The 13568-nt window shown below is 74.6% G+C and carries 12 protein-coding genes; 2 read left to right on the top strand and 10 right to left on the bottom strand.

The window, feature by feature from the left end; translation table 11 throughout:
- Window positions 1-5 precede the first annotated feature (5 nt).
- From O7615_RS31950 to rpe, 5 genes are all read right to left on the bottom strand, one after another.
- Entirely contained in the window at window positions 6-1283 is a 1278-nt protein-coding gene (locus O7615_RS31950) for a bifunctional 3,4-dihydroxy-2-butanone-4-phosphate synthase/GTP cyclohydrolase II (RefSeq protein ID WP_278181512.1), read from the bottom strand.
- Window positions 1280-1900, bottom strand: a complete 621-nt coding sequence (locus O7615_RS31955) for a riboflavin synthase (RefSeq protein ID WP_278181513.1) — start codon at window positions 1898-1900, stop codon at window positions 1280-1282. Before O7615_RS31955 ends, O7615_RS31950 begins: the two co-directional genes overlap by 4 nt.
- A 2-nt stretch (window positions 1901-1902) precedes the next feature.
- Window positions 1903-2964, bottom strand: coding sequence for a bifunctional diaminohydroxyphosphoribosylaminopyrimidine deaminase/5-amino-6-(5-phosphoribosylamino)uracil reductase RibD (gene ribD, locus O7615_RS31960; RefSeq protein WP_278181514.1), 1062 nt, complete (start codon window positions 2962-2964; stop codon window positions 1903-1905).
- 379 nt (window positions 2965-3343) lie between these two features.
- Window positions 3344-4324 carry a response regulator gene (locus O7615_RS31965; protein ID WP_278181515.1) on the bottom strand — a complete coding sequence of 327 codons (981 nt, stop codon included), beginning with the start codon at window positions 4322-4324 and terminating at the stop codon, window positions 3344-3346.
- A gap of 1 nt (window position 4325) precedes the next feature.
- Window positions 4326-5006: a ribulose-phosphate 3-epimerase gene (gene rpe, locus O7615_RS31970; RefSeq protein ID WP_278181516.1), complete on the bottom strand. Its 681-nt coding sequence runs from the start codon at window positions 5004-5006 to the stop codon at window positions 4326-4328.
- Window positions 5007-5252: 246 nt separating this feature from the next.
- Here rpe and O7615_RS31975 point away from each other — a divergent pair, with 246 nt between their 5' ends.
- Window positions 5253-6140: a septum formation family protein gene (locus O7615_RS31975; RefSeq protein ID WP_278181517.1), complete on the top strand. Its 888-nt coding sequence runs from the start codon at window positions 5253-5255 to the stop codon at window positions 6138-6140.
- A 66-nt stretch (window positions 6141-6206) separates the two neighbouring features.
- Entirely contained in the window at window positions 6207-7079 is an 873-nt protein-coding gene (locus tag O7615_RS31980; protein WP_278182308.1) for a septum formation family protein, read from the top strand.
- An 85-nt stretch (window positions 7080-7164) separates the two neighbouring features.
- On the opposite strand, the gene O7615_RS31985 is transcribed toward O7615_RS31980, so the two are convergent.
- The 5 genes from O7615_RS31985 to O7615_RS32005 all read right to left on the bottom strand — a co-directional run bounded on the left by O7615_RS31985 (window position 7165) and on the right by O7615_RS32005 (window position 13534).
- The gene (locus O7615_RS31985; protein WP_278181518.1) at window positions 7165-8580 is read right to left on the bottom strand and encodes a transcription antitermination factor NusB; all 1416 of its coding nucleotides are present in this window, start codon (window positions 8578-8580) and stop codon (window positions 7165-7167) included.
- Window positions 8577-9503: a methionyl-tRNA formyltransferase gene (gene fmt / locus O7615_RS31990; RefSeq protein ID WP_278181519.1), complete on the bottom strand. Its 927-nt coding sequence runs from the start codon at window positions 9501-9503 to the stop codon at window positions 8577-8579. Before fmt ends, O7615_RS31985 begins: the two co-directional genes overlap by 4 nt.
- Window positions 9504-9507: 4 nt before the next feature.
- Complete coding sequence (gene def, locus O7615_RS31995) at window positions 9508-10068, bottom strand: peptide deformylase (protein ID WP_278181520.1); 561 nt, start codon at window positions 10066-10068, stop codon at window positions 9508-9510.
- 188 nt (window positions 10069-10256) lie between these two features.
- Window positions 10257-11240 (bottom strand): AAA family ATPase, encoded by a 984-nt coding sequence (locus O7615_RS32000; protein ID WP_278181521.1) that lies wholly within the window; start codon window positions 11238-11240, stop codon window positions 10257-10259.
- 278 nt (window positions 11241-11518) lie between these two features.
- Window positions 11519-13534: a primosome assembly protein PriA gene (locus O7615_RS32005; protein WP_278181522.1), complete on the bottom strand. Its 2016-nt coding sequence runs from the start codon at window positions 13532-13534 to the stop codon at window positions 11519-11521.
- Between the last annotated feature and the right edge of the window lie 34 nt (window positions 13535-13568).

Here is a 13568-nt window from a genome sequence, read left to right on the forward strand (position 1 = left end):
CGCTCCTACGCTCCGATCTCGTTGCCCGCCGCCGGCCGCCCGCTGGCCACCGGGCGCCCCATGGGGGCCTCGGCCCCCTCGTCCAGGTCCAGCAGGTGCCCCATCCGGTCCCGCTTGGTACGCAGGTACCGTACGTTCTCCGGGTGCGGGCGCACCGGCAGCCCCTCCCGGCCGGTGACGGTGAGCCCGTAGCCCTCCAGTCCCGCCCGCTTGGCCGGGTTGTTGGTCAGCAGCCGCATCGAGCGCACCCCGAGGTCGTAGAGGATCTGGGCGCCGGTGCCGTAGTCGCGCGCGTCGGCCGGCAGGCCGAGGTCGAGGTTCGCGTCGACCGTGTCGCGGCCCTGATCCTGCAACTGGTACGCCTGGAGCTTGTGCAGCAGCCCGATGCCCCGCCCCTCGTGGCCGCGTACGTAGAGCACCACGCCCCGTCCCTCGCGCGCCACCCGGTCCAGCGCGGCGTTGAGCTGCGGGCCGCAGTCGCAGCGCACCGACGAGAAGACGTCACCGGTCAGGCACTCGGAGTGCACCCGGACCAGCACGTCCCGGCCGTCGCCGAGGTCGCCCATCACCAGCGCCACGTGCTCGGCCGAGTCGTACTCGCTGCGGTAGCCCAGCGCCCGGAAGACCCCGTGCGCGGTGGGCATCCGGGCGTCGGCGACCAGCTCGACCTGCTTCTCGGTGCGCCGCCGGTACGCCACCAGGTCCGCGATGGTGACCAGGGTCAGCGAGTGTTCGGCGCAGAACTTCTCCAGGTCCGGCAGCCGCATCATGGTGCCGTCGTCGTTGACCAGCTCGCAGAGCGCACCGGCCGGGCGCAGGCCGGCCAGCCGGGTCAGGTCGACGGCCGCCTCGGTGTGCCCGGGGCGCCGCAGCACCCCGCCGGGGCGGGCCCGCAGCGGCACCACGTGCCCCGGGCGGGCGAGGTCGGTCGGGCCGGTACGCGGATCGGCGAGCAGCCGGATGGTGTGCGCCCGGTCGGCCGCCGAGATGCCGGTGGTCACCCCCTCCCGGGCGTCGACGGTCACGGTGTACGCGGTCTGCCGGCGGTCCTGGTTGGTGTGGTGCATGGGCGGCAGGTCGAGCCGGTCGCACTCGCTCTCGGTGAGCGGGACGCAGATGAAGCCCGAGGTGTGCCGCACCATGAAGGCGAGCAGTTCCGGGGTGGCCAGTTCGGCGGCGAAGATCAGGTCGCCCTCGTTCTCGCGGTCGGCGTCGTCCACCACGACGACCGGCCGCCCGGCGGCGATCTCCGCCAGGGCCCGCTCGATACTGTCGAAGGTCACGCCAGCACTCCCTCTCCGTTGGCGGTACGACCGCCGAGCAGGCGCTCGACGTACTTGGCCAGCACGTCCATCTCCAGGTTGACCGGGTCGCCGGCGGTCCGGGCGCCGAGCGTGGTCGCCGCCAGGGTGGTGGGGATCAGGCCGACGGCGAACCAGTCGGTGCCGACCTCGGTCACGGTCAGCGAGACGCCGTCGACGGTGATCGACCCCTTCTCCACCACGTACCGGGACAGGTCGGCGGGCAGCCGGAACCGGACGGTCTCCCACTTCGGGGCCGGCTCGCGGGCGAGCACCTCGCCCACGCCGTCGACGTGCCCCTGCACCAGGTGACCACCGAGGCGGCTGCCCAGCGCGGCGGCGCGCTCCAGGTTGACCCGGTCGCCGGCGCGCAGCGCGCCCAGCGCCGAGCGGCGCAGCGTCTCGCCCATCACGTCCGCGGTGAACACCCCACCGTCGACGTCGACCACGGTCAGGCAGACGCCGTTGACCGCGATGGAGTCGCCGTGCCGCGCGTCGGAGGTGACCAACGGGCCGCGGACCGCTACCAGGGTCGAGTCCTGTGCCGTCGGGGTGACCTCGACGACCTCGCCCAGTTCCTCGACGATGCCGGTGAACATGCCTAGCCCTCCCTCTTCCGGGGCAGCGCGGTGATCCGCAGGTCGGGACCGACCTGCGTAACATCGGTGATCTCCAGATCGATGGCCGCGGCGATGGTGGTCACACCGGCGTCGACCAGGGCGGCCGGCCCGGCGCCGAGCAGCCGGGGGGCGAGGTAGCCGACGACCCGGTCGACCAGGCCGGCGGCGAGGAACGCCCCGGCCAGGCGCGGGCCACCCTCCAGCAGCACGGCCCGCACCCCCCGGCCGTGCAGGGCCGCCAGCAGCGCGGGCAGGTCGACGCCGCCGTCCGGGCCGGTGCCCAGCTCGGCGGTGGTGGCGACCCAGGTGCGGGCGGCGCCGTCACGGACCCGGGCGTCGGCCGGGGTACGCCCCTTCGAGTCGACCACCACCCGCAGCGGCTGCCGGATGGCCAGGCTGCCGTCGCGCAGGTTACGCACGGTGAGCCGGGGGTCGTCGGCGAGCACCGTGCCCACGCCGATGACCACCGCGTCGACCGTGGCCCGCAGCGCGTGCACGTCCATCCGGGCCGCCTCGGACGTGATCCACATGCTGGTGCCGTCGGCCGCCGCGGAGCGGCCGTCGAGGGTCGCCGCGTACTTCCAGATCACGTACGGCCAGCTCCGGCGCATGGCGGTCAACCAGGCCACGTTGCCGCTCTCCGCCTCGGCGCCGCGTACTCCCAGGTCGACCCGGACCCCGGCGGCCCGCAGTGTGGCGGCGCCGCCGGTGGCGAGCGGGTTGGGGTCCGGTACCGCGATGACGACGCGGGCCACCCCGGCCTGGACCAGTGCGGTGCTGCAGGGACCGGTGCGGCCGGTGTGGTCGCAGGGTTCCAGGGTGACCACCGCGGTGCCGCCCTTGGCCCGCTGGCCGGCCTGGGCCAGCGCGACGATCTCGGCGTGCGGTCCCCCGGCGTACGCGTGGAAGCCCTCGCCGACCACCTCGCCGTCGGCGTCGAGCAGCACACACCCGACCACCGGGTTGGGACTGGTCGTGCCGAGCCCGCGCGCCGCGAGTTCGATCGCGCGACGCATCGCCTCGTCCACGGAGACGCTCGCCATCGCCTGCCCTGCCCTCTCGCTGCATCGCGCGGGCGGGGAGGTCGGCCGGGTGGCCACGGCAGGCAGCGGAATCCGGGAACGGCACAGCCGCCCCGGCGGGGGTGCGCGCGCCGGCAAGCCCGGCGAGCCACACGGCCCACTTCCGTCCCGCGCGCTGTCTCCCATCCGGACTGTCTGGGCGCGGACGAGCCGCCCCCAACCGTCGGCCCCGGATTCTCACCAGGTCCACCGGGCGGACGAACCGCTCCCGGGTCGCGGGCTTACCACGGTCGGACCGTGGATCACCGCCGGTTCGGAATTACACCGAGTCCCGCCAGCGCGTGGTGGGTACTGATGAGAGTCTTACACGCCCGGCGGGTCGCCGTGTTATTCGGGCGAGCTACTTCACATGACGGTAACCGTGGTCGCCGACGCCGCGCCGGCGGTCCACCGCCACGTACGAGCCGGGTTGGCTCTTGGCCACGGTCTTCATCTCGGAGGCGACGGTCATCGCCTCCAGCGGATTCGTGATGCGCTTGTCGGCGTCGGAGACCGCGACGCCGATGGAGAGCGTGACCAGCGCGGCCCGGCGGATGTTGCCCCGGCGGTCCTTCAGTTCCACGTAGCCGCGTTCCCGGTCGGTGGGATCGTAGAGCGCGTCCGCGGCCTTCTCGAAGTCCGTCGACACCAGGGAGGTCAGCGGCAGCACCTGCTCGGGCGTGCAGACGAAGACGAAGTCGTCACCGCCGACGTGACCGAGGAAAGCCGGCGGCAGCGCGACCGAGACCACCGCCCGGTGCAGGCTACGGGCCAGCGCGGAGATGAAGCCGTCGCCCCGGACGAACCCGTACCGGTCGTTGACGCTCTTGAACCGGTCGATGTCGATGTAGCCGACGGCGTAGTCGGCGCCGCCCCGGACCCGGTCGGCGATCTCCCGGCGGATGCGGCTGTTGCCCGGCAGGCCGGTCAGCGGGGAGACCTCCCGGAACTCCTTGTTGCGCCGCAGCGTGGAGCTGACCCGGGCCACCAGTTCCGCCGTGTCGAACGGCTTGACCAGGTAGTCGTCGGCACCGGCACTGAGCCCGTGGACCTTGTCCACGGTCATCCCCTTGGCGGTCAGCATGATCACCGGCAGGGCGGCGGTCATCGGGTCGGCGCGCAGTCGCCGGGTCAGCTCCAGCCCGTCCACCCGCGGCATCATCAGGTCGACCACGGCCAGGTCGGGCCGTTCCCGCTCGATCAGGTCGAGCGCCTCCTGGCCGTCACCGGCGAGGATCACGTCGAAGCCCTGCAGCCGCAGGTTGAACTCGACGAAGCGGGCGATGTCCTCGTCGTCGTCGACGACGAGGATCACGTCCCTGCGATCGTCGTCGGGCTCCACCTCAGGCCCCGGTCGCCGCGCGCGCCGCCAGGCCCCGGAGCCGGCGTATCGCCTCGGCGGGATCGTCGGCGCCGTAGACGGCGGTGCCGGCGACGAAGGCGTCGGCACCCGCCTCGGCCGCCTGCGCGATGGTGTCGGCGGCGATCCCGCCGTCGACCTCGATGCGCAGTTCCAGATGACCGGCGTCGACGTGCCGCCGGGCGGCACGGACCTTGTCCAGCAGCTGCGGGATGAACCGCTGCCCGCCGAACCCGGCCTTGATCGTCATGATCAGCAGCGTGTCGAAGCTCGGCAACAGGTCGAGGTACGGCTCGATCGGGGTGTCCCGGTCGATCGCCAGCCCCGCCTTGGCGCCCGCCGCCCGCAGGTCCTTGGCCAGGGCCACCGGGCTGTCGCAGACCTCGGCGTGGAAGGTGACGTTGTACGCCCCCGCGTCCGCGTAGCCCGGCGCCCACCGGCGCGGGTCGGTGATCATCAGGTGCACGTCGAAGGGCAGCTTGGTAACGGCCCGCAGGCTCTGCACCACGGGCAGCCCGATGGTGAGGTTCGGCACGAAGTGGTTGTCCATCACATCGACGTGCAACCAGTCCGCGGCGTCCTCGACGGCACGGACTTCTTCGGCGAGACGGGAGAAATCGGCGGCGAGGATGCTGGGCGCGACGATCGGCGGCGGTACGGTCACAGGGCCAGTGTACGAACGCCGCCACCGACCGTGGCAGCGCGCCACCGACCGGGACACCCCGTGACCCAGAGGTGACCAATGGTGCAGAATGACCCCCTTCGGGCCGATGGGACGCGACGAAGCAAAGCCTCGGCTGGCCAGATGACCGATTCGCGGCAACACTCCATCGGGGACGGTGCCGGCAACGTGCGAGTCGGCGGGCGTGGGAGCCGGCAACCGGGCGGCAGCTCCCGGAAAGGGCGGACGATGCGACGGTGGCTCGCGACGCTGGCGCTGGCCGGCGCGGCGGCGATGGTGCTCGGCGGCTGTGTACGGCCCGGCGGGACGGACGGCAACCTCACCAACGACTGGCCCGCACTGCGGCCTCCGACGATGTTCGTGCCGGCCACCGACGCCTGCCTGCCCCGGGTCACCGCGGTCGTCCAGGCGGGCACCTACGAGACCGTGGACTGCGGCCGCAACCACCTCGCCGAGTCGGTCTACGTCGGCACGTTCACCGGTGCCGCCGCCGACGGTCCACGGCCGGCACCGGGGTCGGCGGCGCTGCGCACCGCCCGCGCGGAGTGCGACCAGCGGGCCCGGTTGGTGCTCGGTGGCGACTGGCACACCGCCCGGTTGACGCTCAACATCGCCCTGCCGTCGGTGCCGGCCTGGGACGGCGGCGCCCGGTGGTTCCGGTGCGACCTGAGCGAGACCGACAGCATCGACAACACCCGGCCGGTCAACCGCACCGGCAGTCTGCGCGGCGCGCTGATCGGCGACTCACCGCTGGTGCACCGCTGCTTCGATCCGAAGCTGATCGGCGACAGCCTGAACTACATGGCCCCGGTGCTGTGCAGTGAGCCGCACGGCGCCGAGTTCGTCGGGGTGTACATCGAGCGGGACATGCCCTGGCAACAGTTCGTCGACTCCGCCAGCCAGGCGCACAAGCGCTGCATGGAGCTGATCGCCGCCTTCGCCGACGTGCCCAACAACTCCGACCTGCCCTACCGTGCCGGCTCCATCTTCTACCCGCCCTCGCAGCGGGAGTGGGAGGAGGGCGACCGGGGGGTGCGCTGCATCCTGTGGAGCGACGACCGCAAGCTGACCGGCTCGATGCGCGGGGTCGGCCCACGGGGACTGCCCGTGACCTGAGAGCGACCGCGCTATGCCCGGTGTCGTATGCTGCCGCCCGTGGCGTGGGCAGGAGGTCGACCGTGGCTGACCGGAGTCGCGCTGGGTGCCGTGGTGACGATGGCGCTGGCCGGCTGCACGCGGCCGGCCGGCACCGACGGTGACCTGGTCGACGACTGGGCGCCGATGAGTGCTCCGGCGGTGTTCACGCCGGATCCCGGCACGTGCCACACCCAGCCCCAGGACGTCGGCTATCTCAGCGCGTACGCACCGGTGGACTGCACCTCGCCGCACCGCGCCGAGACCCTGCACGTCGGGACGCTCACCGACGCGGGCGGGGCGCGTCCACCGGCGACCGGCAGCGCGGGGATGCGCGCCGCGTTCGGCGAGTGCGACCGCGAGGTCCGTACGGCGCTGGGTGGCGACTGGCGCAGCGGTCGGATCGGGCTCACCGTCGTCCTGCCGTCGCCCCAGGCGTGGACCGGTGGGGCCCGCTGGTTCCGCTGCGACGTGCACGAGCTGCGGGGACTCGACACCCCCGTGCCCGTCCGGCGGACCGCCAGCCTGACCGGCGCGCTGGACGGATCGTCGCCGCTGCGGCACGGCTGTTTCGACGCCCGGACCGACGGCGACGACGTGACCGAGATGGTCGCCGTCGGGTGCACCGCCCGGCACCGGGCCGAGTTCGTCGGCCTCTGGCGGGCGCCCGACACCAGCTGGTCGGCGTTCCTGAAGGAGACCGCGCGGGTGCACCGGGGCTGCCGCAGCGCCATCGCCCGCTACGCCAAGGTGCCGGACGACGGCAATCTCCAGTACCGCGTCGGCACCATCTTCTACCACCCGTCCGAAGGCGAGTGGCGCAGCGGCAACCGGTCGGTGCAGTGCTTCCTCTGGATCAACGACCGCACCCTGACCCGCTCGGTGAAGGGCGCCGGCACCGGGGCGCTGCCGATCAGCTGAGCCGGCCCGGGGCCGGCTCACGCGCCTCGCCGCGCCGCGTCTCAGCTGAGGCGGGCGGCCCCGCTTGCGTGCGGCCGGACCGCCCTCAGGTGCGGCGCAGCACGGCGAGGAACATGGCGTCGGTGCCGTGCCGGTGCGGCCAGAGCTGCACCGTCGGCCCGTCGCCGAGCCCCGGCATCCCGGCCGGCAGCAGCGGCCGGGCGTCGACGAAGTCCACCGGCACGCCGCTGCGGCGGGCCGCCTCGGTCACCGTGACGTGGGTCTCCACTGTGTGCGGTGAGCAGGTCACGTAGGCCACCACCCCGCCCGGGCGGGCCGCCCGCAGCCCGGCCGCGAGCAGCTCGCGCTGCAACCGGGTCAGGGCGGACAGGTCGGACGGCTGGCGCCGCCAGCGCGACTCCGGCCGGCGGCGCAGTGAACCGAGGCCGGTGCACGGCGCGTCGACCAGCACCCGGTCGAAGTGCTCCTCCGGCAGCTTCGTCTCGCTGCCCACCAGCCGACCGTCGGTGTTCAGCACGGTCACCGGCAGCCCTCGGGTCGCGCTCTCGACCAGCCGGGCGCGGTGCTCGGCCACCTCCACCGCGGTCAGCCGCGCGTCCCGCTGCGCCGCCAACGCGCCGAGCAGTCCCGACTTGCCGCCCGGCCCGGCGCACAGGTCGAGCCAGCGGCCGTCCGGGCCGTCCAGCGGGGCCGTGGCGAGCGCGTCCGCCACCAGTTGGGAGCCCTCGTCCTGGACGTGGGCGCGGCCGTCGGCCACCGCCGCCAGCTCACCCGGCGCGCCACCGCCGAGATAGACGGCGTACGGCGAGAAGGCGCCGGGCGCACCACCCACCTCGTCGGCCAGCTCGACCGGGTCGGCCAGGCCCGGCCGGGCACACAGGTGCACCGGCGGACGGACGTTGTCCTCGATCAGCAGACGGGTGGTCTCGCCGAGATCGCCGCCGAGAGCCTCCCGGAACGCCCGTACGATCCACTGTGGATGGCTGTAGGCCAGGGCGAGGTGCCCGACCGGATCGGTCTCGATCGGCGGCGCCAGCCGGGCCACCCACTCGTCGGCGTCGCGCCCGGCGACCTCGCGCAGCACCGCGTTGGCGAAACCGGTGGCCCCCTGGCCGACCGTCCGGACCAGGTCGACGGTGGACGAGACGGCCGCGTGCGCCGGCACCCGGGTGTGCAGCAACTGGTACGCGCCGATGCGCAACGCGTCGCGTACCGGCGGGTCGATCCGTTGCACGTCGCGACCGGCCGCGGCGGTGAGGATCGCGTCGAGGGTGCCGAGATGACGCAGCGTGCCGTAGGTCAGCTCGGTGGCGAAGGCGGCGTCCCGGCCGGTCAGCCCCGCCTCACGCAGGATCGCCGGCAGGACCAGGTTCGCGTACGCGTCGTCACGGTGCACCGCCGCGACCGCCTCGTACGCCGCGTGCCGTGGCATGTCGACCGCCGGCCGCCCCGGGCGTGGGCCCCGGCGCTCCGCGCCCCGACGGGCTGCGGTGTCCCTCACGCGAACTCCTCCCCGGCGCTGACCCGGACGCCGCGCGCCCAGTCGGTCGCCGGCATGGCCCGCTTGCCCGCCGCCCGCACCTCGCCGAGCCGGACCGGCGTGGTGGCCGTGCCGGCCAGCACCTCGGCCTTGGTGACCAGCAGTTCGCCGGGCTTGAGGGCGGGGGCGTCGGTGGCCGGGGTGACCGGACCGAGTTTCACCCGCTCGCCCCGGAAGGTCGTCCACGGGCCGGGTGCCGGGGTGCAGGCGCGGATCCGCCGGTCGACCGCGAAGGCCGGGTCGGTCCAGCGCACGCGGGCGTCGTCGACGGTGAGCTTCGGCGCGAGGGTGACCCCGTCCGCGGGCTGCGGCTCGGCCCGGGCGGTGCCGTCGGCCAGCGCGTCCAGCACCGCCACCAGCAGCCCGGCGCCGCTGTGGGCCAACCGCGCCAACAGGTCGCCGGAGGTGTCGGCGGGCCGGATCTCGTCGGTGAGCGTGCCGTAGACCGGACCGGTGTCCAGCCCCTCCTCCAGTTGGAACACGCTGGCCCCGGTCAGCTCGTCGCCGTGCAGCACGGCGTGCTGCACGGGCGCGGCGCCGCGCCAGGCGGGCAGCAGCGAGAAGTGCAGGTTCACCCAGCCGTGCCGGGGGATCTCCAGCGCGACCGGCGGCACGAGCGCGCCGTAGGCCACCACCGGCACGCAGTCGGGCGACAGCTCGCGCAGCCGGTCCAGGAACTCCGGCTCGCGCGGACGGGCCGGGGTCAGCACCTCGACGCCGTGCTCGTCGGCCCACGCGCCGACCGGGGAGCGGGCCAGGCCACGGCCCCGGCCGGCGGGCGCGTCGGGCCGGGTGACCACGGCCACCAGGTCGTGCCGGGAGTCGGCCACGGCGGCCAGGGCGGGGACGGCGACGGCCGGCGTACCGGCGAAGATCACACGCACCGGCTCACCGCCCCAGGCCGAACGGGCTGCCGGCGGCGTGCGGGCTCAGCTTGACCGTCGGCGGCGCGGCGTCGTCGTACCACTCGGCCTGCCGGATCGCCTTCATCGCCTCCTTGCGACCGGCCGGATCCAGCCGGTCGACGAAGAGCACCCCGTCGAGGTGGTCGGTCTCGTGCTGCACGCAGCGCGCCATCAGCCCGGTGCCGACGATCTGCAACGGGTCGCCGTGGCCGTTGAAGCCCTTGGCGATCACGTTCTGCCGGCGCTTGGTGTCGAAGTAGAGCCCGGGGATGGAGAGGCAGCCCTCGGGGCCGTCCTGCTCCTCGGCGTCCGGGAACTCCAGCACCGGGTTGACCAGGTGACCGAGCACGTCGTCGACGTCGAAGGTGAACACCCGCAGGCCCACGCCGAGCTGCGGCGCGGCCAGACCGGCGCCGCTCTGCTCACGCATGGTGTCGGTCAGGTCGGCGATGAGCTTGCGCAGCTCGACGTCGAAGTCGACCACCGGATCGGCCGGCGTGCGCAGCACCGGATCCCCGAACAGACGGATGGGCTGGACGGTCACGCGGGTTGGCTCCTTAGCGGCGGGACGGGAGTGCCGTACCAGTCTACGGAGTGCCCGGGGCCGCCCCGGCCGGTGCACCACCATCGGCCGCCGGGACCGGTCCACCCGCCGTGATCGGCAGGCGGTGCACTCGGCGCCTCAGCCGGCGGGCGGCGCGCTCGGCACCCCAGCCGGCGGCGCGCTCGACCTCAGCCGGCGACGCCGGACTCTCCGGCCAGCACCGCGTCGCCGGCGAGCAGGGCGTGCTCCGGCAACGGCAGGCGGATGTCGTGGGCGGCCTCCCAGTCGTGGATCAGGCTCGGCCGGGCCTGCGCGGCGAAGTAGTCGATCGCGCTCACGCCACCCACCACGGGCTCGTCGACCTCGGCGACCAACCGGCCGGGCACCAGCCGGAATCCGTTGCGCAGCGCGGCGCTGAGCCGGCGGTGCCCGTTGACCACGAAGAAGTACTCACCGGTGTAGCCGATCTCGATCGGCTCCAGGCCCGTTTCACCGGCGGCGGCGACCTCACCGACGAACGTCGAGTCCCAGAGGCCGCGCAGGCCGGCGATGTCCTCGGTCGGGTACACCCGGCCCGGGTCGAGCAGCAGCAGCGGCGGCGCGCCGCGCAGCACGTCGGGCGCCAGCCGTCCCTCGTACGCCTCGACGATGCGCTCGATCACCTCGTCGGCCGGGGCCCGGGTGGTGTCGCAGATCAGGTCGTAGTTGCGCAGCCGGGCCTTGTCCACGCCGTACCGGACCAGGAACCGGCCGCGCTCGCTCTCGCTGCGCTCCCGGAGCTTGGCCTTCGCCTCCTCCAACGAGGTGTAGCTCTCCGCCGGTCCGGAGGGGCGCAGCAGCACCCGCCGGGCGGCCTCACCCGGCTCGGTGATCATGTGCACCTTGAGCGCGTCGGTGAAGAAGTGCCAGGCCAGCCGGGAGTCCATGACGAGGCTCTCACCGGAGGCGGCGATGTCGCGCTGGAGCTGGTCGACGTAGCCGTCGACGGCCTGGTCCAGCTCGGCGTGCAGGTTCAGCTGGAGCGCGGTCATCTGCCGCTCCTGGGCCATCGTCCGGTAGAGGTCGCCGACGCTGACCCGGCGCAGGCCGAGCCGCTTGGCGATCTCGACCGAGACGGTGCTCTTGCCGCTGCCGAGGTCACCGTTGAAGACGATCGACTGACGAACGGTCACGACTGGTCCACTTCTGATCGCCGGCTGGTTGAGATCATCGATATCCGCACGGTTCCGCCATCGTCGCGCCGTCCCGCGACACCTCCGGCTCGGCGCGTCTGACGCCGCACCGCGACCTGGAGCCGTCGTACGCCCCGGCATGACGGGCGATGCTACCACCTTCGCCCGGGCAGACCCGAGGACGCGGCCACGAGCGGGCGCGTCGACACAGAGTGCCATGATCGGTTCACATAAGGCGACGATTGGGACATCGTCGCCACCGACCGTGACCGGGCCCGTCAGAACAGCGCGAGCGGGTCGACCTGGAGGCGTACCGGGTCGGCCGCCTTGCGGGCGCTGCGCACCCCGGCCGCCGCGTGCAGCGCGTCGGCCATCGCCGCGGCCCGCGCCCTGGGCACCCGCACCAGCATCCGCTCCCGGTCGCCGTCGGCCGGCACCGGGCCGAGCAGTTCCGCCCCGTCGGGCAGCCGCGCCTGCGCCAACAGGTCGGCCACCGCGGCGGGCGGGCCGGTCACGCTGGCCATCCGCATCGCCGGCGGAAAGCCCAGCTCCCGCCGCTCGGCCAGCTCCCGGGCGGCGAACCAGCCGGCGTCCCAGCGCAGCAGCGCCTGTACCGGCGCGAGCGCGCCGTCGGCGACCACCACGACCCGACCGCCCTGCGCCGCCGGCCGGGCCAGGGTCGCCGCGGCCGACCAGCGGCGCAGCGCCTCCTCCCCCGCGCGCAGGTCGGCGCGGGTGAGCAACGCCCAGCTGTCCAGCAGCAGCACCGCGCCGTAACCACCGGCCGCGACCGGCTCGGCGCCCGGGGTCGCGATCACCAGGCCGGCGCCGCCGGGGACGTCGGCCAGCACCTCCTCCCGACCGGAGGTGCGCACCGGCACTCCGGGAAAGGCCCGGCCCAGCTCCTCGGCGGTCCGCCGGGCGCCGGTGACCGAGGCCCGCAGCCGCCGCCCGGCGCAGTGCGGGCAAGCGTACGCGGCGGCGACCCGACCGCACCAGCGGCAGGCCGGCGTGCCACCGGCCGACGGCAACGCGAGCGGGCCGGCGCAGTGTGGGCAACGGGCCGGCGTACGGCAGTCGGCGCAGGACACCGAGGGCAGGTAGCCACGGCGGGGCACCTGGACCAGGACCGGCAGGTCCGCCCGCAGCGCCTCCCGGGCGGCGGTCCAGGCCAGGCTCGGCAACCGCGCGGTCGCCGCGCCGGGATCGCGGGCCAGCTGCGGATCGTCGCCGGTCGGCGCGATCGCGGGGGTACGCGCGCGCAGCACCGCCCGGTCGGCGGCCACCTCGCGGGCCCAGCCGGTCTCCACCAGCAGCTGCGCCTCGGCGGTGCGGGCGTAGCCGCCGACCAGCGCCCCGGCACCCTCGATCTGAGCCCGGGTCAGCAGCACCTCGCGGGCGTGCGGGTACGGGGCCCGGGGCTCGGCGTGCAGGTCGTCGCCGTCGTCCCAGATCGCCACCAGCCCCAACCGGGCCACCGGCGCGAACATGGCCGCCCGGGTGCCGATCACCACCGGCGCGTCGCTCCGGCGCGCCCCGAGAAAGGCGCGATAGCGGCGCGCGGGACCGAGGGCGGCGGAGAGGCAGACGTGCCCGCCGGCGCCGAGCGTGGCGGTCAACGCGGCGTCGAGCCGCTCCAGGTCCCGCCCGTCGGCGACCACCACCAGGGCCCCCCGGCCGGCGGCGACCGTGGCGGCGACCACGGTGGCGTACCGGGCCGCCCAGTCCTCGCCCGGCAGCGCCGACCACACGGCCCGGGGTGCGCGCCCCTCCGCCACTGCCCGCAGCAGCGCCGGCCCGGCCGGATAGTCGCGCCACCCCCCGGGATCCGGCGGGCCAGCGTTCCCAGCCGGCATAGCGTTCCCGGCCGGCGTGGCAGTCCCGGCCGGCGTGACGGTCCCGGCCGGCGTAGCGGTCCCGGCCGGCGTAGCGGTCCCGGCCGGCGTGGTGGGGATCGCATCGGAGGGTGGCGTCTCGGCGAGGAGTTCCTTCTCCACCCGGGCGTGCCGCGGCGGGACCGCCAGCCGCAGCACGTCGGCCAGGCTGCCGGCGTACCGGTCGGCGACGACCCGGGCGAGCCGGGCCACCTCGGGGGCGAGCACCGGCACCGGGGAGACCACCCGGTCCAGGTACGCCAGCCGGGGATGGTCGGACCGCTCGGCGCGGTCCAGCAACCAGCCGTCGACGAGCTGACCGGCGAAGCGCACCTTCACCCGGACGCCGGGGACCGCGTCGGCGGCCAGCGACTGCGGGACCAGGTAGTCGAAGGGGCGGTCCAGGTGGGCCAGCGGCACGTCGACGCAGACCCGGGCGACCGGCGACCCTTCG

The organism is Micromonospora sp. WMMD1082, from assembly GCF_029626175.1.
Lineage (GTDB): Bacteria > Actinomycetota > Actinomycetes > Mycobacteriales > Micromonosporaceae > Micromonospora.

Bases quoted from the DNA above. Each gene is read 5' to 3' on its own strand.
- O7615_RS31955 (WP_278181513.1), bottom strand. From the start codon at position 1,900: ATGTTCACCGGCATCGTCGAGGAACTGGGCGAGGTCGTCGAGGTCACC.
- ribD (WP_278181514.1), bottom strand. From the start codon at position 2,964: ATGGCGAGCGTCTCCGTGGACGAGGCGATGCGTCGCGCGATCGAACTC.
- O7615_RS31975 (WP_278181517.1), top strand. From the start codon at position 5,253: ATGCGACGGTGGCTCGCGACGCTGGCGCTGGCCGGCGCGGCGGCGATG.